General features: G+C 31.1%; 18 protein-coding genes and 1 tRNA gene. 4 read left to right on the top strand and 15 right to left on the bottom strand.

Annotation, left to right across the window (positions count from 1 at the left end; genetic code table 11):
• Positions 1 to 104 precede the first annotated feature (104 nt).
• From recQ to J2Y38_RS18145, 6 genes are all read right to left on the bottom strand, one after another.
• Positions 105 to 2,225: a DNA helicase RecQ gene (gene recQ, locus J2Y38_RS18120; RefSeq protein ID WP_309845300.1), complete on the bottom strand. Its 2,121-nt coding sequence runs from the start codon at positions 2,223 to 2,225 to the stop codon at positions 105 to 107.
• Positions 2,226 to 2,362: 137 nt separating this feature from the next.
• Positions 2,363 to 2,776, bottom strand: a complete 414-nt coding sequence (locus tag J2Y38_RS18125) for a DNA primase (protein ID WP_309845301.1) — start codon at positions 2,774 to 2,776, stop codon at positions 2,363 to 2,365.
• 9 nt (positions 2,777 to 2,785) lie between these two features.
• A complete protein-coding gene (locus tag J2Y38_RS18130; protein ID WP_056209248.1) occupies positions 2,786 to 3,754 on the bottom strand; it encodes a deoxyhypusine synthase family protein in 969 nt (322 codons plus the stop codon).
• Positions 3,755 to 3,862: 108 nt separating this feature from the next.
• Positions 3,863 to 5,266: an arginine decarboxylase gene (locus J2Y38_RS18135; RefSeq protein ID WP_309845304.1), complete on the bottom strand. Its 1,404-nt coding sequence runs from the start codon at positions 5,264 to 5,266 to the stop codon at positions 3,863 to 3,865.
• Between the two features lie 299 nt (positions 5,267 to 5,565).
• A complete protein-coding gene (gene aroB / locus J2Y38_RS18140) occupies positions 5,566 to 6,633 on the bottom strand; it encodes a 3-dehydroquinate synthase (RefSeq protein WP_309845306.1) in 1,068 nt (355 codons plus the stop codon).
• Positions 6,634 to 6,752: 119 nt separating this feature from the next.
• Positions 6,753 to 9,458: an O-antigen ligase family protein gene (locus J2Y38_RS18145; protein WP_309845307.1), complete on the bottom strand. Its 2,706-nt coding sequence runs from the start codon at positions 9,456 to 9,458 to the stop codon at positions 6,753 to 6,755.
• Between the two features lie 160 nt (positions 9,459 to 9,618).
• On the opposite strand from J2Y38_RS18145, the gene J2Y38_RS18150 reads away from it, so the two are divergent.
• Complete coding sequence (locus tag J2Y38_RS18150; protein ID WP_309845309.1) at positions 9,619 to 10,788, top strand: proline dehydrogenase family protein; 1,170 nt, start codon at positions 9,619 to 9,621, stop codon at positions 10,786 to 10,788.
• A 265-nt stretch (positions 10,789 to 11,053) separates the two neighbouring features.
• Here J2Y38_RS18150 and J2Y38_RS18155 read toward each other — a convergent pair whose 3' ends face one another.
• Positions 11,054 to 12,838 (bottom strand): ABC transporter transmembrane domain-containing protein, encoded by a 1,785-nt coding sequence (locus J2Y38_RS18155; RefSeq protein WP_309845311.1) that lies wholly within the window; start codon positions 12,836 to 12,838, stop codon positions 11,054 to 11,056.
• 267 nt (positions 12,839 to 13,105) lie between these two features.
• Here J2Y38_RS18155 and J2Y38_RS18160 point away from each other — a divergent pair.
• The 3 genes from J2Y38_RS18160 to J2Y38_RS18170 all read left to right on the top strand — a co-directional run bounded on the left by J2Y38_RS18160 (position 13,106) and on the right by J2Y38_RS18170 (position 15,655).
• Positions 13,106 to 13,180, top strand: a tRNA-Val gene (locus J2Y38_RS18160).
• A 267-nt stretch (positions 13,181 to 13,447) separates the two neighbouring features.
• Entirely contained in the window at positions 13,448 to 15,175 is a 1,728-nt protein-coding gene (locus J2Y38_RS18165; protein ID WP_309845312.1) for a T9SS type A sorting domain-containing protein, read from the top strand.
• Positions 15,176 to 15,259: 84 nt separating this feature from the next.
• Complete coding sequence (locus J2Y38_RS18170; protein WP_309845315.1) at positions 15,260 to 15,655, top strand: VOC family protein; 396 nt, start codon at positions 15,260 to 15,262, stop codon at positions 15,653 to 15,655.
• Between the two features lie 63 nt (positions 15,656 to 15,718).
• Here J2Y38_RS18170 and J2Y38_RS18175 read toward each other — a convergent pair whose 3' ends face one another.
• From J2Y38_RS18175 to J2Y38_RS18210, 8 genes are all read right to left on the bottom strand, one after another.
• Entirely contained in the window at positions 15,719 to 16,078 is a 360-nt protein-coding gene (locus J2Y38_RS18175) for a nuclear transport factor 2 family protein (protein WP_309845316.1), read from the bottom strand.
• Between the two features lie 2 nt (positions 16,079 to 16,080).
• Positions 16,081 to 16,815, bottom strand: a complete 735-nt coding sequence (locus J2Y38_RS18180) for a hypothetical protein (protein WP_309845317.1) — start codon at positions 16,813 to 16,815, stop codon at positions 16,081 to 16,083.
• 33 nt (positions 16,816 to 16,848) lie between these two features.
• Entirely contained in the window at positions 16,849 to 17,343 is a 495-nt protein-coding gene (locus J2Y38_RS18185; RefSeq protein ID WP_309845318.1) for a hypothetical protein, read from the bottom strand.
• Between the two features lie 49 nt (positions 17,344 to 17,392).
• Positions 17,393 to 17,806: a VOC family protein gene (locus tag J2Y38_RS18190; protein WP_309845319.1), complete on the bottom strand. Its 414-nt coding sequence runs from the start codon at positions 17,804 to 17,806 to the stop codon at positions 17,393 to 17,395.
• Between the two features lie 65 nt (positions 17,807 to 17,871).
• Entirely contained in the window at positions 17,872 to 18,531 is a 660-nt protein-coding gene (locus tag J2Y38_RS18195; protein WP_309845320.1) for a hypothetical protein, read from the bottom strand.
• A gap of 193 nt (positions 18,532 to 18,724) precedes the next feature.
• The gene (locus J2Y38_RS18200) at positions 18,725 to 19,843 is read right to left on the bottom strand and encodes an NAD(P)/FAD-dependent oxidoreductase (protein WP_309845322.1); all 1,119 of its coding nucleotides are present in this window, start codon (positions 19,841 to 19,843) and stop codon (positions 18,725 to 18,727) included.
• Between the two features lie 62 nt (positions 19,844 to 19,905).
• Complete coding sequence (locus J2Y38_RS18205; RefSeq protein WP_309845323.1) at positions 19,906 to 20,670, bottom strand: AraC family transcriptional regulator; 765 nt, start codon at positions 20,668 to 20,670, stop codon at positions 19,906 to 19,908.
• Positions 20,671 to 20,710: 40 nt separating this feature from the next.
• Complete coding sequence (locus J2Y38_RS18210; protein ID WP_309845324.1) at positions 20,711 to 21,673, bottom strand: helix-turn-helix transcriptional regulator; 963 nt, start codon at positions 21,671 to 21,673, stop codon at positions 20,711 to 20,713.
• Positions 21,674 to 21,759 lie beyond the last annotated feature (86 nt).

The raw sequence follows: 21,759 nt of genomic DNA on the forward strand, positions 1-21,759 counted from the left end.
TACTTGTGCGATTTCTCGTTCCTCGGAATGACAAAAAAAATCCGTATTAATCCGCGCCTTCGCGATAGCGAATCTGTAAAATCCGCGTGTCATCTACGCCAATATTATTTACCACTTAAATGCTTTCTCTCTAAAAATGCCAATCCAAATCGAATTTTATCATAAGACATTTTTTCTTCAAAGTATTCATAGTAAGGTCGTAAAGCGCTTGGATTTTCTAATTCTAACTGAGCTTTTTCAATCTCAATGATTTCTTTATCAGAAACAAACTGGCTTAAATCAAAATCGTTTCCATCAACATATAATTTCGCTAAATGAGAAACGATCGTAGTTTCTCCTAAATTTCTTTGTCCTGCGATTTCTTCAATAGAAAGTCCATTTTGAAACAACTCTAGAGTTTTAGCATACGTACTTTCCTTTTTTTCTTTTTTAACGACAGATTTATTTCTTTGAAACTCAATAATCGCCTTAATGAATTCTGCTCCATATTTTTCGAGCTTTGCTTTTCCAACACCTTCCACGGCAAGAAAATCTTCATCGCTCATTGGTCTTAAAATTTCCATGTGTCTTAGCGAAGCATCGCTGAAAATCACATAGGCCGGAACTTCTTCTTCCTGAGCAATTTCGTAGCGTAATTTTCGAAGTGTTTCAAAAAGAGAATTTTTAGCAGCTGTTTTTGCTTTCTCTTGTTTTACTTCATTTTTATCAATTACTTTTTTAACAACCGTTGTCAGTTTTACTTTTTCACCCTCAAATAAAACCTTTTTTGCAAAAGGGGTTAATAAAATTTTATTATGCTGATGAAACGCAATTTCACAATATCCTAGATTAATCAGCTGAATTAAATATTGATTCCAATCGTACCACGAAATATCGGCTCCAATTCCGTACGTTTTTAGCGTTTGATAATTTTTTTCGTAGATATACGCGTTTTTTGAGCCTCTCAAAAAATCAACAATCACAGCTAAAGGCTCTGTTTCTTGTAATCTTGTAATAGCAGAAAGTGCTTTTTGCGCGAGAATCGTTCCATCAAAAAATGTTGGAGGATTTTTGCAAATATCGCAATTACCGCAATTTTCTGTAACTAGTTCTCCAAAATAAGAAAGAAGAATTTTTCGCCTGCAGCTTACTGCGTCTGCATATTGCTTCATTCGTTCTAATTTCGCAAGCTGAACATCAGAATTCAATCCTTCCGAAGCAAATTTCTGAAGCTGAATTACATCGGCATAACTTTCAAACAAAACAGTTTCAGCAGGTAACCCGTCGCGGCCTGCACGTCCAATTTCCTGATAATAACCTTCAATATTTTTGGGCAAATTATAATGAATAACCCATCGAACATTTGATTTGTCGATTCCCATTCCAAATGCAATCGTAGCGCAAACCACCTGACAATCATCATTTATAAACTGATCCTGAGTTTTTGCTCGTGTTGTATTGTCTAAACCTGCGTGATAGGCTTTTGCAGCAATTCCATTTTTTGATAATTTCTCTGCAAGTTCTTCTGTAGTTTTTCTGCTTAAACAATAAATAATTCCTGATTCATTGGGTTTATTTTCAACAAAATCAATAATTTGTTTAACACGATCTAAAGCTGGTCGCACTTCAAGACTTAAATTTGCACGATCAAAAGAAGCCACAAAAGTTTTTGGGCTTTTTAAATTTAATTGTTTGGTTATATCTACACGTGTTGCTTTATCGGCGGTTGCAGTTAAAGCTAAAACTGGAGTAGAAGGGAAGCGGTTTTTTAAATATCCTAAATTGGTATATGCCGGTCTAAAATCATGACCCCAAGATGAAATACAATGTGCTTCGTCAATTGCAATTAAACTAATTGTCAATTCGTTAAAAACATTATCTAAATATGATAAACTTTCGGGAGCAATATAAACGAGTTTAAAATTATTCGATTTCAAATTATCGATATAAAACTGTTGTTCTTCAGATGATTGACTGCTGTTAATGTAACATGCTGTGATGCCGTTTGTTTTTAAACTGTCTACCTGATCTTTCATCAAAGCAATTAGCGGAGAAATGACTATCGTTATTCCTGGCAGTATAAGAGCCGGCAACTGAAAACATATTGATTTTCCTCCGCCAGTAGGCATAATAGCTAATGTATCCTGTCCGGATAAAATAGTCTTTATTATTGTTTCCTGATTTGGCCTGAATTTTTCAAATCCGAAATTTTCTTTCAGTTTGGCGTGTAGTAACTCTGATTTCATATTGGCGAATAATTTATATTTTAAAAGTATTTCTTAAAATATAAATATAGTAATTTTCTTATAATTTTGTTTGCATGGGGTAAATAAAAAAGGAACTCAAAATAGAGTTCCTTTGTCTTTATTTTAAAAGTAAATGATTAATCTTCGTCGTCTTCATCATCGTCATCATCCGCTATATCGTCTGGGTCTCTGTCATCATCATCGTCATCATCTCCACCGTCAACGTCTGGTTTATCTTGATTGTCATCATCGTCATCATCATCTGCAGCGTCATCATCAAGATCAAGACCTTTAACTGGCTCGATTGTATCAACATCAAGATCGATATCGTCATCTTCATCATAATTTTCGATTCTGTCAGCAAGTTTAGTACTGATTTTTACTAAATAAATAGTGTCTTCAGTACGAACTTCAACAGCTTCTACTAATTCGTTTTTAGCGTTTCTAAAACGGATAACATCCGAATCATCATAACCATCAGGAAATTTTTCAACCAAAAGGTTTAAAATTTCGTTTGTCAGTTTGGCGTAGTCTACTATAACTCTTTTCATAAAAATATCCTATAAATCTAATAAATATGCAAAAATTAACGGTGCAACAATTGTTGCGTCCGACTCTATAATAAATTTAGGGGTTTTGATATCTAATTTACCCCATGTGATTTTTTCATTTGGAACTGCTCCTGAATAAGAACCATAACTAGTTGTTGAATCAGAAATTTGGCAGAAATAGCTCCAGAAAGGAACATCATGCATTTCCATATCCTGGTATAACATTGGCACAACGCAGATAGGAAAATCTCCAGCGATACCTCCACCAATTTGGAAGAATCCAATACCGTTTTGGCTGTTTTTAGAATACCAGTCTGCAAGGAAAGTCATGTATTCAATACCAGATTTCATTGTAGATGCTTTCAATTCACCTTTAATCACGTATGATGCAAAAATATTACCCATTGTACTATCTTCCCATCCCGGAACAATAATAGGTAAATTTTTCTCAGCAGCAGCATACATCCAGCTGTCTTTTAAGTCAATTTCGTAGTATTCTTCTAAAACGCCTGATAACAACATTTTGTACATGAATTCATGTGGAAAATAACGTTCTCCTTTATCATCAGCATCTTTCCAGATCTTATAGATGTGTTTTTGTAAACGTCTAAAAGCCTCATGCTCAGGAATACAAGTATCTGTAACACGGTTTAATCCTCTTTCCAGTAAAGCCCATTCGTCTTCTGGTGTTAAATCACGGTAATTAGGAACTCTTTCGTAGTGAGAGTGAGCTACTAAATTCATGATATCTTCTTCTAGATTGGCTCCAGTACATGAAATAATTTGTACTTTATCTTGTCTAATTATTTCCGCAAAAATTTTACCAATTTCTGCTGTACTCATTGCACCAGCCATACTCACCAACATTTTAGATCCGTTTGCTAATTGTTGTTCGTATTCTTTGGCTGCATCTACCAGTGAAGCAGAATTAAAGTGTAAATAATGTTTTTCAATAAACTGACTGATTGGTCCTTTCATTTTGTTTTTTGTTTTTTTGTTTTTTTTGAATTAAAAGTTTTTAACCTTTTGGATATATGCAAATTAATAATTTTATAATAATTACCTTAATTAATTTACAGTTTTTTTTTACAATTTTTTCTTGTATCCTAATATTTTTAACACATCATCTGAAGTCTGTTGTTCAGAGAAAACTTCTGTTGCCAGAATCCCGTTTTCGTCACGATCTATCAAAATATGTTTTGGCTGCGGAATCAAACAGTGGTGCAAACCTCCATAACCTCCAATAGTTTCCTGATACGCTCCAGTGTTAAAGAAACCAATATATAACGGCTTTTCCTTATTGTATTTAGGCAGATAAATGGCGTTCATATTTTGTTCTGAATTGTAATAATCATCACTATCACAAGTCAATCCACCTAACAGAACCCGTTCGTAAGTATCATTCCAGCGATTAATCGCCAGCATAATAAAACGTTTATTGATAGCCCACGTATCCGGAAGGGTAGTAATGAAAGATGAATCGATCATGTTCCATTTTTCTCTATCATTTTGTTGTTTTTGATACAAAATCTGATAGATAGCTCCACCGCTTTCACCTACTGTAAACGATCCAAATTCAGTAAATATATTTGGAACATCAACTTCAGCTTCATCACAAGCTATTTTAATTTGATTGATAATTTCATCAATCATATATTGATAATCATATTCAAATGCCAGCGAGTTTTTAATTGGGAAACCGCCTCCAATGTTCAAACCATCAAGAGTAGGGCATTCCTTTTTAAGTGCAATGTATACTTTAATACATTTTACAAGCTCGTTCCAGTAATACGAAGTATCGTTTATTCCGGTATTAATGAAAAAGTGAAGCATTTTAAGCTCTAATTTATCATTTTCCTGAATTTGTTTTTTGTAAAACGATACGATGTTTTTATAACCAATTCCTAATCTTGAAGTATAAAACTCAAATTTAGGTTCTTCTTCGGCAGCAATACGGATTCCAATTTTGAATTTTCCTTTGATTTCTCCCTGAAGTAAATCAAGTTCCTCATAATTATCAATAATAGGAATAGTGTTTTTATGTCCGTTATTGATTAATCTCGCAATATTGTTAATGTATTCGTCTCTTTTAAAACCATTACAAATTACATAAGTACTTTTGTTGATTTTACCATTTTCTAATAAATTCTCAACAATATTAACATCAAATGCAGACGATGTTTCAATATGAATGTTATTCTTGAAAGCTTCATTCATAATATATTCAAAATGAGAACTTTTTGTACAATAACAATAGTAATATTTTGCTTCGTATTTATTTTTTTCCATTGCTTTTCTGAACCAGGACTTAGCCTTGTTGATGTTTTCAGAAATCTGAGGCAAATAAGTAAACTTTAATGGAGTACCATATTGTTCAACCAATTTCATCAAATCGATGTTGTGAAACTGAAGGTTGTCTTTGCTTAGTTTAAATTCCTCTTGCGGAAAGTAATATGTTTGATTTATTAGGTCCGAATATTTTGTATTCATTTATATTTCAATATTTTAAGTAGTAATTATTAAATTTAGTGATTTTCTTCTAAATTTAAAATTCATACTCTAATATTAGCAAATATAATTTGCAGTTTTTCGTGTTCTGCTTTTGAGTATTGGAAAACATCAAAACAAAACGGACTTTTACTATTATAAAAACGATTCAACATTCTTAGTAAAGAACTGTTGAGACGGTTTCTGTAAGAGCTGAATTGTCTTTGTTTATTGTTTGTTTTCATTGTGGCAAATGTAAAAAATAATATATACCAAAAGCAATGCTTTTAATTAAAAAAAGTTTAAGATTTATAATCTTGAAACGCAGCTAGAATTAATTTATTTTCAACGGATTGGTTAATTTTTATTTTCCCGATTCCTTCAATTAAAGCAAATTGAATCAATCCGTATTCATTTTTTTTGTCATGAATAAGCAATTCCAGGATAGGATCGATGTCATTTTCTTCAAATTTTACATCATCATAAATTGCTTTTATAGCCATTTTTATTTCAGAATATTCTTCGGAAGTAATTAAATCTTTATGAAGGGAAATATAACTTTCTAAGATCATTCCCACAGCAATTGCTTCACCGTGTAACAAAGTTGTTTTAGATTCGCTTTCTAAAAAGTAACTTTCGATAGCATGACCAAGAGTATGACCGAAATTAAGCGCTTTACGGATATTTTTTTCGGTTGGGTCCTGAATTACAATTTCATTCTTAATTTCAACTGAACGGTAGATTAATTGATCTAATGCATTATAATCAATAGCACCCAGATCCAGAAACTCTTTCCAGTAAGCTGAATCATAAATTAAACCGTGTTTTAGCATTTCTGCAAGTCCGGAACGCATCTCACTTTGTGGTAAAGTTTCAAGGTATTCTGTATCGATTAAAACCATTTGTGGGACATTTATAACACCAATCTGGTTTTTAAGATTTCCTAAGTCAACTCCGGTTTTTCCTCCCACAGAAGCATCAACCATAGATAGTAGAGTAGTAGGGATGTTTATAAAATCAACCCCTCTTTTAAAGGTTGAAGCCACAAAACCACCCAAATCTGTTACAACACCGCCTCCAAGATTAATTATAAGTGATTTTCTGTCTGCACCAAGTTCTGTTAAAACATGCCAGATTTCAATGCAAGTCTCAATATTTTTATTGGCTTCACCAGCTTCAAACTCGATAATTTCGATATTTAAATCTGTTTCAATTACAGGTAAAAGCTTTGGCAGGCAATACTCATTCGTCTCTGTATCAACTATAATAAAGATATTTGAGTATTTGTTTTCTTTTAAATGTTTATTTAAAGCCTCGTATGCATACTGGTTAAAATGCACGAGATAATTGTTCGCTTGAATGGATTGCATAATTCTTCGGTTAATTGAAACCGCAAAATAAGGCATTTTTAACTAAAATATATTCAAATTTTGACCCTAATTTGTTTAAAAACGAATCATTCTAAATTAATGTTTTAAAAGAACAGAAACTATTTACACATCTTTAGTAATTGTTGTGCGTCAGAATAGTTTTTGCTTTTTGATATATTTAAATATTTACAGGCATTAGTTTTGTCATCTTCTTTTAAATAACAAATAGCAAGGAAATATTCTGTTTTTCCATCATTTAAGCCTGGATATTTTAAAGCATTCAATAAATAATGGATTGCTTTTTTACTTTGCCCAACTTTTAAATAATAGAAGCCAATATTTTGTGCTGCATAAATGCTTTTTGAGTCAATTTTTAAAGCTTTTTGGTAAGACTCCAGAGCTTCATCCATCCTTTTCTGTTCTTCAAAACTTTGACCTTCAGTAATTAAATCGGCAATCAAAAGATCAATTTTTCGTTTTTTTAATGCCACTTCATCTGCTTCCGCATTTTGCATCTTAGACATTAATTGTTTCGCTGCAGGATAATTTTTATCATTTGATAAATTAAAATATTTGAGAGCATTAGTTCTATCATTTTCTCTTAAATAAGAAATGCCTAAGAAAAACTCTGTCTTTCCATCTTTTAAACCGGGATATTTTAGCGCTTCAAGTAAAGCGTTTATTGCTTTTTTATTTTGGCCCTGCTTCAAATAATTAAATCCTATATTTTGTGATATATAAACATTTTTAGGATCAATCTTTAAAGCTTTTTCATACGATTGTAAAGCATTGTTTAAATCAGATTTGTTCTCGAAATTTTGACCTCCGGTTAGGTAACTTGTAATTAAGAGTTGATTTTTTTGAGCAGTTAAGGCACTATCCTGAGGGAATTTTTTCAATCCCTGATCAATAAACTTAATTAAATTTTGATAATTATAACCTGAATATTTAAGCCCTCGGGCTGCAAGATCCCATGTTTGAACCATTGGTCTGTATTGAGAAAACAATGTATTTTGTTTTATTATTTCTGATGTATCTCTTTTTGATATTGCAAAATTAATTGCTGCACTAAATATTGCATAATTTCTGGGACGAAGATAGAATGCCTGCTTAATATAAATATAAGCACTGTCAATATTTCCTTTATTCTTAGATATAACATTTTTATAAAACCCAATACGACCAGCATAGCCATTAATTTTTTTAGCTTTAGAAAAGCATTTTAAAGCTTTATCATATTGTTTTTCACGAATATAATAAATTCCGGCATATTCATAAAATGACTCTGAACTACTAAAAGTATTTGGGTATGCAGTCATCTTATTTATTACCTGATCACCAGTAAGAAACCCTTTTAGATTCACATTTATATCATCACGGGCAATTAAATATTCCAAATTTGATGCTTTATAAATTATAAAGGCTGAATAGCTTGTTAGTACTGATACTACAATTATAATTGGGGCTATAATTTTTAATGAAAATATTCTATTTGGTAATGCTATTTGATTTATTTCAGAATTAGTTAAGCTCAAGGCCAGAATTAAACTGAAAAATATTACCATTGTTGGTCTGTACATTGGGAAATTAAAGAAAGAATCTATTCCGTATACTATTAAAAGTAATAAGGTTAACAATGCAATTATTTGGGATTCTTTATTTTGTGGCTTTATTATTCTTTTCAAATTAATAATGAAAATATAAATAAAGATAAAAAGATAAATTATCCCATTTATTATTCCTGTTTCAGCTAAAATTTCAAGAAAATCATTATGGGCATGTAAAGAAACCGTAGAATCATTGAAGATTGTTTTTTCATAAGGAATTGATTCAACCTGATAATTGCCTAAACCAATTCCTGTAAGAGGAGCCTTTTTAGTCATTTCCAATGTGTTTCTCCAAAAAGCTAATCTTAGTTTTGAAGATGCATCATCAGCATTTATTTGAGTTACCCTGTTTTCCAAAGAGGTATATCTTCCTTTGTCTTTTGATTTTTGAAATATTGAGTTCGCAAATAATATGGCCGTTAATATCGGAATTATCAAGAATAAAACTTTAGAAATAGTTTCTCTTTTAAATGTATATTCTTTTAAGAGATAAATAATATAAATTAAATAGATCAGAAATAAATTAATAAGCGGTGTTCTTGCTCCTGTTAAGAAAATAACTGAAGTAACTGAAAATAAGATAAAAACTAAAAACCACTTTTTGTATGTTGTAAAATGAGCTATACCCAAGAGTAAAAAAGGGATTTTAATAGTAAGGCTCGCCGCCAAAATATTTATATTTCCTGTATTTCCCTTCATTCCATTTAATAAATCCATAATTGAAGCATGTCGTGGAATAATAATAAAATGACAAAGCTGCTGCCAGGATTGAATTAACGCACTAATACTTACTATAAATATAATTTTATAAAGGAGATCTAATTTATTTTTTAAAAGAATAGAAAGGTTTACAAATAAGCAGAATACAATTACTATTTCTGTAAATTTTGTAAAAACTAATGAAGTATTTTTTGCTGCAAAATAGGATATAGCACAAAAGAAGAGGAACGCTAAATATAATTTAAAAATATAATTTCTCTTTATTGAATAAAAAGTATCAGCAGCTATTAATGAAGAATTGAAATAAAAATAAGCAGCAATAATTATGTTTAATACTGAAAGGTATAAAAACTGTGGATTAATAATTTCTGCACTTTTAAAATAAGGCAGAAAGTCAATTATTAATAAAGAAGAGATAAAAAGGAGAACTATAAAATTAGGAATAGAGTATTTTCCTTTTACTTCACTTATAATACTATCAATCTTTTGAGTATTCATACGTTTTCATTTTTTTTGCAAAATTACGTAAAAATTAAAGTAAAATCCTACTTTTTAAACAAAGAATATTTTTAAGAGGATTAAAGATATCAAAAAATATCATACGATTTCGTAAATAATATTCAAAACAGTCTATATCTTTGCACAAAAACTAAACTTAATGGAAAAAATATTCGATAACACTCAGGTTGCTTTTTCGCTTAAAAGTGATACAGAACTTGACAGGGCTTATTTTCTTTTTAAAATGATTGATAGTGAGCCTTTAGTACGTATTGGAACTGCTGTTACAAATTTTGCAATCAAAGCACATCTTCCGGTTGAAGGGTTGATTCGTGCAACGGTTTTTGATCATTTTTGCGGAGGAGTAAACGAAGACGATTGTTTAACTGTAGTAGATAAAATGTTTACCAAAGGCGTTTCATCTGTATTAGATTATTCAGTTGAAGGAAAAGAAGAAGAAGCACAGTTTGACGCGGCTTTAGAAATGACCTTAAAAACTATTGAATTTGCGAAAGAACGTTTAGCGATTCCATTTGCAGTATTTAAGCCAACAGGTTTAGGACGTTTTGAATTATATGAGAAATTAGGAGAAAAACAAACTTTGACTCCGGCAGAGCAGGAAGAATGGAATAGAGTGGTAAATCGTTTTGATCAGGTTTGCAGTGAAGCTCACAAAAAAGATGTTGCATTATTGATTGATGGTGAAGAAAGCTGGATGCAGGATGCTGCTGACGAATTAGTTACCAATATGATGCGTAAATACAATAAAGAAAAAGCTATTGTATTCAACACTTTACAAATGTACCGTTGGGATCGTTTGGATTATTTGAAAAAACTTCATGAAGTTGCTAAGGCCGAAGGTTTCTTTATTGGAATGAAATTGGTTCGTGGCGCTTACATGGAAAAAGAAAACAAACGAGCAGAAGAAAAAGGATATGTTTCACCAATTTGTGTTTCTAAAGAAGCGACAGATATTAATTATGATGCTGCTGTTCATTATATGTTAGAGCATTTAGAAACAATGGCCATTTTTGCAGGAACTCATAACGAATTGAGCTCTTATAAATTAATGGAAATGATGGCTGAAAAAGGAATTGCCAAAAATGATAAAAGAATCTGGTTTGGGCAATTATATGGTATGAGCGATAATATTAGTTACAACTTAGCTGAAAACGGTTATAATGTAGCAAAATATCTTCCGTTTGGACCTGTCAAAGATGTTATGCCGTACTTAATTCGTCGTGCTGAAGAAAATACTTCGGTTGCTGGGCAGACAAGCCGTGAATTATCTATGATTAAAGCAGAACGTAAACGTAGAAAAGGGAAATAATAGTTTTCAGTTTCCAGTCTCGGTTTACATTTTATATATAAAAAGCTCCAATGAAAATTGGAGCTTTTTTATGCCTTAATTCTTTAATATAAACTGGACTAAAGTCCAGCTCTACAATATAATTGTTCCTTCGGAACTCTCATAAAGAGCCTTTGGCTCGATATTTATATTGTAGGGCCCGACTTCAGTCCGGTTTGAATAGAATTTAAATTAAAAAACTCCATTTGATTTCACAAATGGAGTTTTTTTGAAATTTGAAATTTATTTAAGAGTTACTAAACTGTAAGTTGCTTAAGTTTTTATAAATTCCATTTTCTAAATTTATTAATTCCTGATGTGTTCCTTCTTCTGAGATTTCTCCGTTGTCCAGAACTAAAATTTTATCCGCATTTCTAATCGTTGAAAGGCGATGAGCAATGATAATACTTGTTCTTCCTTCCATTAAAACCTCTAAAGCTTCCTGAACTAGTTTTTCGCTTTCGCTGTCTAAAGATGAAGTCGCTTCGTCTAATATTAATATACTTGGATTTTTAAGTAATGCTCTTGCAATTGCTATACGCTGACGCTGTCCGCCAGATAATTTAACGCCGCGTTCTCCAACCAATGTTTCGAATTTCTCTGGGAAACCGTCAACAAAATTGAATGCATTCGCTTGTTTTGCTGCCAATATTATTTCTTCATCAGAAGCATCTGGTTTTCCGTATGCGATATTTTCTCTGATTGTTCCTCCAAAAAGAATGACATCCTGCGGAACGATACTCATATTTCCACGAAGAGCTTCTAAATCATAATCATAAATATTTTTTCCGTCAACAGTAATTTCTCCCGAAGTTATATCGTAAAAACGTAGTAGAAGAGAAGAAATAGTGGATTTTCCGGCGCCGCTTGGACCAACGATTGCAATTTTCTGTCCAAATTCAGCCGAGAAATTTACATTTTTCAATACCTGAATTTCCTGACGTGTTGGATAGCTGAAAGCAACATTATTAAAGGTTACGTTTCCTTTTATTTTTTCCTGCGTTTTATTTGAATCTGAATTTATTTTCTCAGGACTTTCGTCTAATAATTCAAAAACACGTTCTGTAGCTCCAATTGCTTTTTGGATTTGCGCATATAATTCTGCAATTCCACCAAAAGAAGCACCAACAAAAGTTGAATACAATACAAATGATATTAATTGTCCAACGCTCATTTCACCTGCAATACTCAATCGAACACCAAACCAAACTACGGCAACAATTGCTCCAAATAAACAGAAAATGATAAATGAAGCAAAATAACCACGGTATTTACCGCCTTTAATAGCCAGTTTTACAACATCACTGATTTTACCTTTATAACGTGCAATTTCGTACCATTCGTTAGCAAAAGCTTTTACAATGCTAATTCCCTGCATGGTTTCTTCAACAATCACCTGGCTTTCTGCAACCTGATCTTGTACTTTTTTAGAATATTTTCTAATAAATCTTCCAAAAACTACTGCAGCTATTGCAACTAAAGGCACAACGGAAAGCATCAATAAAGTCAATTTTAGACTTTCTGTAGCTAATAAAATTACACCACCAATAATTAAGATAAACTGACGTAAAAACTCAGCAATTGTTGTGGTTAAAGTATCTTGTATTTGTGTAATATCGGCACTAATACGGCTGTTTAATTCTCCAACTCTTTTTTGAGAAAAGAAGGTCATTGGCAGTTTTACCAAATTGGTATACAGAGCCAAACGTAAGTTTGCCAGCGTATTTTCGGTAAAATTTACGAACAAAGATAATCTGAAGAAAGAGAAAAAGGATTGCAGAAACAAAATTACAATTAATCCTAAAGCTATTTTATTAGCTTCGTCGTTGTTTTTGTTTTTTACACAATCTACAAGCATTCCCATTAATTTAGGAAAGGCGAGGGCAGTAGCGCCTGTTAAAAGCAGAAAAATTAATCCAATGAAAAATTTCCATTTGTGATTTCCTGCGTATGTAAATATTGTTTTTGCTTTGTTAAGAGAAGTAGCTGTTATTTTTGATTTAGGTAAATCGTTTTCTTTATATCTAGCCATTAGAATATACTGTTTTTAGGTATGCAAATGTATGACTATAGCAAAAGATTACAAAGCAATATTAGGAATTAGAGATCCAGATTTCGTTTTTTAACTAAATTATAAGAAAACCGGGAATTTTATTTCTTTTTTAAAAAGCTGAAAAATAGGTTGCTAAATAAACACCTGAAAAAAATATTAGATTTTTTTTGAAATATGCTTGCAAATACAAATTCTAGCTGTATATTTGCACTCGCAATCACAAAATGATAGCAGCCTAGTAAAATAGGGCGATTAGCTCAGCTGGTTCAGAGCACCTCGTTTACACCGAGGGGGTCGGGGGTTCGAACCCCTCATCGCCCACAAAATTCCAAAAACTCCAAAATCAATATGATTTTGGAGTTTTTTTATACCTCCTTATTTTATATCTCTTACTATTTAAGCCCTAAATAACGAATTTTCTTGATTGATATGTTTTTTTTTTAGAATAATTTAAGTATGCATTTTTATTATTTTAACGCATGGAAAAATAAAGTATAATTTAAATAAAAAATTAACATTTCAATTGTTTTTTTATGTAGTATTGTACTTGTTAGGTATACATTATTAGCATTAACCAAATAAAGAAATATGATAAAAAGACTACTTTCGGTGCTATTATTTTTAATAATTTTTAAAAGTAACTCACAAATTATTTATGTTAAAAATGATGCGACAGGCTTAAACAATGGTACCAGTTGGCAGAATGCGTTTACGGATTTAAGTACAGCCATAAATTCAACTTCAAATGGTCAAATCTGGGTGGCACAAGGAATATATAAACCAACTACAGATGTGAATGGACAAGTTCCTTCGGATGTCAAGCTAAACACTTTTAATCTTAAATTAAACATTGCAATTTATGGAGGTTTCAGCGGTGTTGAAACTGATTTAAACCAAAGGAATTGGGTGCTTTATCAAACAATATTAAGTGGTGAAATTGGTGACGAAAATGAATATAACGATAATATACAACACGTATTTTCAAGCGAGTATGTAAATCTAACTTCTAATACTATACTCGACGGATTAACTATCAAAGGAGGGTATGCAAGAAATTCAAACGGCGGAGGAATTTATGTAAATCAAACTAGTGATGGTAGTTTTAAAATAAAGAATTGCATTCTGGAGGAAAATTATGCGGTTGGAGAAGGCGGGGGATTGTATGTATTCAATAGCAACCCAATAATTGAAAATTGTATTTTCAGGAAAAATAAGGCTTACACTGGTGGAGGAATGTATCTATGGTATTCTGATGCCATAATAAGTAATTGCCAAATTTATGATAACAGAGCAGATAATTTTCCTAATGGCGGTTACAGTTCCCTTACAGCAGGAGGAATTTATATTGGCTCCTATTCAAGTCCAAAAATCTTCAATAATTCCATAACAAATAATTTCGCAAAAAATGAAGGCGGTGCTTTTGTGAACGACAGCAATTATGAAGTAATTTTCAATAATAATATTGTGAGCAAAAATCAATCTGAAGATGGCGGAGCATTATTTCTTGGATGGACGACATATTGTTTCAATAATTTATTTTTCAATAATAAAGCAACAAGATACGGCGGAGCCATTTATATGGATTATGATCCTAATAGAGGTCAGTTTATAAACAATACTGTCGTTCAAAATTCTGCTGGAATCAAAGGAGGTGGTCTTTATATTGATGGAGCTAATGTAGATGTAACTAATAGTATTTTTTACGATAATATTAGCCCAACTGGTACACAAATAGCAGCTGTTAATGTTTACGGAAATTGGGCTCCTGATTTTAGATTTTGTAATATACAAGGTGGTTTGGAAAATTTAGCGACACAGGGCAATGCAATTGTATATCAAGATAACATAAATGTCGATCCTTTATTTGCAGATACTGATAATAATAATTTCCATTTACAAGTTTCATCACCATTAATTAATGCAGGTACAACTAACTCAAGTATAATAGCTGTTTCTTGGAATGGTGCAAATGGACAAATAATAAACTTTCCAAGCACTGACTTAAATGGAAATCAAAGAATTATTGATAATATTGATATAGGGGCTTATGAATTTGACAGTTCTTTAGGAATTAATAAAACTGAGAAATTTAGCTTTGCCCTTTATCCAAATCCTTCAAATGGATATTTTAATATCAGTTCTAACACCAGTTACGATTCGCTTTCTGTATATAACATTCTAGGTGTAGAACTTTTTCATAAATCAACAGAATCAGAAATGACTAGTATTGATCTTACAAATTACCCAAGTGGAGTTTACTTTGTTCATTTTTTTATGAATGATAAAAAATATATTTCTAAAATCATTAATAACTAGTATAGGTATTTGAAAAAGTGCAAAAGCCAAATTAGAAATAATTTTAATTCCTTAATTTTATTTATCTAATTAAAAACTAAAGTTATGAAAACTAGAATGATATGGGGAAACCTCGTAACAAATGATATACAAAAAACAATTGAATTTTATACAGCATTAGGTTTCAAACAAAATGGGAAAGAAACAAGTGAACTAGTTAGTTTTTCATTTGCAGACAGTAATTTTATAATAAACTTTTTTACTCCAAAAAGATTTGAGTGGGCTTTAAAAGGTAAATTAACGAACACAAATACTGAAAATGAAATTATCTTTTCATTATCTGCAGATAGCAGGGAAGAAGTAGACCTTTGGTACGAAAAAATTAAAAAAGCTGGCGGAACAATTTTCTCTGAACCTGAAGATTTTGAAGTAGGTTATACTTTTGGTTTTACCGATCCTGACGGACATAAATTCAATTTTTTATATTGGCCGGGAATGTAATTATAATACAAATTAAAAACGCTCCATTATTTTTTAATGGAGCGTTTTTAATTATTTACAGAATTAATTCTCAATCAATTCAATATCCATAGTTTTTATAAGTCCGTTTTGAAAAGTATAAACATGTTTTACCAATCCGTCGAACATTAAATTGCCTTGTAAATCTTTTACATTTTGGTGTACTTTAACTTCCAAACTTCCATTATTTCTTTCTGCAAAACCTACGGGCTCAACTTTTGGGTTTATTTCTGTCCATTGTCTTGTCCAATATTGCTTGATTTCATCGTGTCCGCTTATGTAACCGCCTTCCCAGGCTTTTGACCATTGCACGTCTTCCTGCATTGTCGATAATGCGTTATCGATGTTTCTTTCGTTGAATGCAGAATATGCTTTTTTGATAGTTTCCTCAACAGTTGCTGCCATTTTTAAATTGAATTAAAGTTATAAGTAATCTTCATAATTGTCACTGCAATAATAGATGCCAAAACTAAAAATATAAAATAACTTCCTTGTTTGGTTTTATTATCAATATTCTTATTATTTTTAATTTGAAAAAATGATCTCAATAAAATAACTGTTACCAAGACTCCGCAAACTCCAACAAGAATTTTATTGGTTGCTACGTAAACAGCTCCCATAGAAAAAATCGTTATTAATAATATTGGGATTTTATATTTCTCATCAAATGTACGTTGAACACTGTTACTTATTGGTTTAATTTTATCAAATAACAATTCTAATCCTTCCTGGTTCTCAATTTGAGAAGGAATTAAAATAGTCTCCACTGTGGTTTTTCCTTTTATAGTATAATTTCCTTTCTTTTCTTTAATGATAGATTGAATATCGTTAAATTGAATATTTACTGTAGGCGTATTAAATTGCTCTCTAAAGACATTACCTTCTGAAAATACTAATCTGTAAGTTTCAAATATTTTTTTTTGTCTTTTTAGAACTTTAGAAAAACCATAAGCCATAGATAAACCAACGAATGGTATTGTAAATAGTAAACTACTTAAAACATTTTCTTTATCTTTTGAATTAATATAAGATAGAGCAAACCCAAAAGAAACTGTAATCAGAAAAAAAGGAATTGACTTTATTATTAACTGCTTTTTTATTTCATTAAATCCGTTTTCTTTAATTTTAAATATTTCGTTCATTGGTTTAAATTATTGATTTTTAGTTTTTTTAAATTAGTTATTTTGTAATAGCGTTTTCCAAGATTTAAGCTGGTCAACTTCAAACATTAATCTTCGGTCTGCTTTATTTTTTAGTGTAAATTCTCCGCCTTTATTTTTAAAAGAACGATAGAAAACCATTGTATGTAATTCTGCTTTGTCCCAAACAAATTCTTCTTGTTTATGACTTTTAAACAATAATCTTTTATCTGTCAAACATAGTTTTCCCGAAACAATATCATTATCTATCAAATGATTTGCGGGTGCTTCTATCATCACATTTTCGGAGTCTTCTGTATTTATTTGAATCTTTTCGAGAACTTTTACTGGTTTTGTAAATCTTGTATAGATCGCTCCATTTAAAATCATGGAACAAAGTGCAATTGGAATTGAGAATATTAAAAGAGTTTTAAGCGGCATTATAAAATAACCTATGCAAAAACAAAGGAATATTGTATAAACGCCATATAAAAATCCGTTGCTAATAATTTTAACTATTGTTTCTTTCATAAAAGGCGTGAGCGTTTATTTGTAATTAATGAGACTAACTTTTATTAATTTAATAAACCGGTTCCCAAAGCTCAATTTTATTGCCTTCTGTATCCATTATGTGCACAAATTTGCCATAATCATAGCTTTCAATTTTATCAAGAACCGTTACGCCATTTGCTTTAAGTTTTTCTACAAGACCTTCAATATTTTGAACACGGTAATTCACCATAAAATCTTTTTTTGATGGAGAAAAATATTCATCGCCTTTCTTAAAAGGACACCATTGTGTTGATTCTATCTGCTCTGGTTTATCAAGATTTCTGGATTCAAAACTTGCCGAACCCCAATCATTTATTTCTAATCCTAAATTTTTAGCATACCAATCTTTAGTTTCCTTCGGGTTTTCAAGAAAAAAGAAAATACCGCCAATTCCGGTAACTTTTGGAGTTGTATCGTCTTGTTGATTTTGTGAATCTGACATATTTTTAGCTTTTAGTTATAAAGGTTTATTTCTTTGACGAAGATAAAATTATTTAAAACAAAAGATTAATAATTAAAAAAATCTGCTTCTTTTTCTGTTTTTTCGATCTCTTTTACTTTTCTTCCTTTAAGATCCACGATTGCTCTTAAAAAACTCACTTTTGTAGAATCTTTGTAAATCACGCCACGCCACTCAACGCTTACAATCTTTAAATTTCTATTGGTTGTTGGATAACATCTATACTGCGTATATTGCGGACCAGATTGTATTGTTTTTTGCTTTATGACATTTTTTACTGAAATATCTTTTTCAGCAATAAACATGGCCAGCGAATCGATTTTATAAAGACTATCAACACTTTTTTCAAATTTTTCCTTCCAGTTTTTACCAATACGCTTTTTTAAAATACTATCTGTTCTATTATTACGATTGATATCAACAATTTGATTATTAATATCTGTACAGGATGTACCGCTTACAACAAAACGGAAATTATACCAATTATCTACAATATATCTGTATTTGTCTTTTTTATCAGGTAATCCGCCGTTAACTGCATAAGTAGGAAATTTATTTTCAAATCGTATTTCAGCATTTGTCCTGGAAGTATCTGTTTTTGTTTCTTCTTCATTAACTGATTTATATTCAAATTTTTCTTTACCAATTAAAAACCCGACAGTTATAGATACTAAAACTACGCTTATAAATATTAAAGTTCTTTTCATAATTTGTAAAGGTTTTGCTAAAATCAAATTCTTAAAATACTATTTTATCTATAGTATTTTAACAAGTCTAATATAGAATTAATTCAATTACCTAAAAAGAATATTTTACGAAAGCATAAAAAATAATAAAACCTTCAAAATATAATCTTGAAGGTTTTACAAATTGCAGATTTTTTTCTAAAATGATGATAAATTAATCCACAAATTTTAGAAAAGTAAAATCAGTTTTAAGCATTTCTATTTCATTTTCTCTGGTTTCTTGCTGTGCTTCTTTTGCATAAACAAACATTCTATCTTCGTAATTATGTATCGCACTTTCAATGGTTTGAAATTCTCCATTTAATAGATTTTCAGATAAAATCAATGCATCCAGAAGTCCAATATTAGCACCTTGTCCGGCAAAAGGAGGCATTAAATGTGCTGCATCGCCAATAAGCGTAATAGGCAAGGGGCGGTTATTTTTCCACGCTTTTTCTACAGAAATCTTTTTAGTTGGTAATCCTGTAAAGAAAGAAGTGGCACCAAATAATTCTTTATACGATTCTCCCCAATCAGAAAGTTTATTCAAAAGAAATGCTTTGACGTTTTCTATATTTTGAAAATCGATTTCTAACGTTTCTGGCATCTTAAAAATGACATTATAACTTAAGGCATTATTATTTTTAGGATTGGCTACCAATAAATTACCATTGTTAGAAGTCATCAAAATTTTATCACCGCACAAATCATAAAAATCTAAAGATTTAGCTTCTGATGCAGAAACTTCACCTTGAATCATATACGTTCCCGTAAGTTCAACTTCGGCATCTGTAATATATTTTCTAATAGAAGTCATACCGCCATTTGCACCAATAATAAAGTCAGCGGCTGCCGTTTTTCCGTTTTCAAAATACAAAATCGATTTTCCGTTTTGTTCCTCAATTTCAGTTAGCTTACTATCCCAAACAACTGTATTCTCTTTTAAACTGTCAATTAATAATGTTCTTAAATCATTTCGGTTTATTTCAGGACCATCGTATTGTTCTTCTTCAGTAGTTTCTTTACTAAACAATACATTTCCTTTATAATCAGTCATAATTCTTCCCATCGGAATCGCCATTTTATAATACGTTTCAAGCAATCCTGCTTTCTGCATCGCGTCCTGACCGGAACCTTTATGTAAATCGAGCGTTCCACCCCAAATTCTTGCTTTTGGATCTTTATCTCTTTCGTAAACTGTAACGTCAATTCCGTTTTGCTGTAATAATCTGGCCATTGTTAAACCAACCGGACCTGCACCAATAATGGCTATTTTTTTATTTGTAAGTAACATAATTTTTATTGTTTAATTAGGTTACAAAATTGAGAAGACTGTAGAAGAAGAAATAGTAAAAATCAGTCGTTTTTGGTATTCATTTTTTTAATTGCAACAATATCCATAAAACGATTGTCTTTATTTTTACTTAATTCTTTTGGCGTTACGCCGGAGTATTTCTTGATTTCTTTGATGAAATGATTTTGATCTGTGAAGTTTTGATCGGGAAAAAGTATGCCTTCGCTGATAGGTTTAAACGAAGAACCAAAGCGCAGAATATTGCAATAAGCTTTTAACGAAATACCAAATTGCTGATTAAAGTAACGATTAATCTGGCGACTGCTCCAAAACACGTTTTCAGATAGTTCCTTTACCGCTATTGATCCTTTTGAAGAATAAATAAGCTCAAATAATTTTCTTTTTCGGTTGTCAATATCTGATGTTGTAATGCTGTTTATTATTTGGGTTGCTTTACTGCAAAAATTCTCAAGAGTTTTTAAATCATCTGTATTAAATTGCCAGATTTCGTCTGAAATAATTCTTCCCGTATTTAAAACATCTTTGATAGAATCTCCAAATAAATACTCTACAGCCAGTAATTTAAAGCCAATAGAAAACATTTTTGTTCCAATGGGAATAATAATCTGACTCGGAATTGTATCTAAACCCCGAATCGTTTTTTCCCAGTTATCAGCATTTAAATTCATAACCGCCAAATCAACCATTCCGTTTGGTAAAATAGTCGACGGAATTTCTTTTCCCGTATTGTTCTCAAACATCCAAAAGCTGTGAACAAAATGCGAAATAGAATTCTCTGGCAAAGCTGATTGAATTAGCAGGCTCATTTATTAAATAATAAAGTTATTGCAAATTTAAATATTCAAATTATAATGCGGAGTATTTCTTGGGCTTCAATCCAATTTGCTGTTCAAAAACCCTAGAAAAATGACTTAAATTAGTAAAACCTAATTGATAACCAACTTCTGAAACTGATAAATGTTTTTCTTTTAAAAGTCTCGCGGCTTCCTGTATTCTCATATATTGATAATATTCAAAAACACCTTTTCCAAAAGTCTGCTTAAACAATTTTCGAAGTTTAGGTTCGCTCATTCCGGCTTCTTTTGCGAGTGAATTAATCTCCGGTGCTTTATCTAAATTAGATTGTAAATGGTATTTTATGGCATAAATTGCTTTAATATCTTTTATATGAATTCCGCTCGACGGTGTTTCTTCACGCTGTAATAACAAAGCAAAAATATGGCAGAGCAGTTCTTCACATTTTAGTTTATTATAATGATTCTCTAAACTTTCGGGAACAGATTGATACAGCATTTCGCTTGCTGTTGTAATCATAGCGGGAGAAATTCCGATTTCGTAAGCAAAAGTATCTTTAGACGAAAGAATGCTTGAAACTATTGAATGGTTTAATTCTCCGAAGTGTTGTTTTAAATATTCTCTTGATGCCGAAATGGTTATACTTCTAAAAAATGTATTTTGAGGCATCGCCATTACAGAAGAAACAGATTGCATGGCAATAAAAACATTGGGCTGTTCTGCGATTATTGTTTCTTGTTTTTGGTTAGAAGAATCAAAAATACTGCTGAGAAAAAAAATCACATTTTCTTGTCCTTCGGGAATTTCATTTTTACGTTCAAGAACAATTTCTTCTTTTAAATAATAATTCCTGATCATCATTCGCAAGTCATTTCCCCATGTAAAACCAGTCATATAACCTTCGCCTAAATGCTGCGGAATATCAATAAAACGTCCGCGTACACGAGCTCCAATTGCATCGGCAAACTTCTGCAGGATTCCGGAACCGTTTTTATCTACAACTTCAATTTTCATTTACGACTATTTTAATGTCAAAATCGGATATTTTATCTATAAAGATACAGATAATTTTGTAATGAAAATTTAAACAAAGTAAAAAC

Origin of the sequence: Flavobacterium sp. 2755 (assembly GCF_031455715.1) — a bacterium.
Taxonomy (GTDB): domain Bacteria; phylum Bacteroidota; class Bacteroidia; order Flavobacteriales; family Flavobacteriaceae; genus Flavobacterium.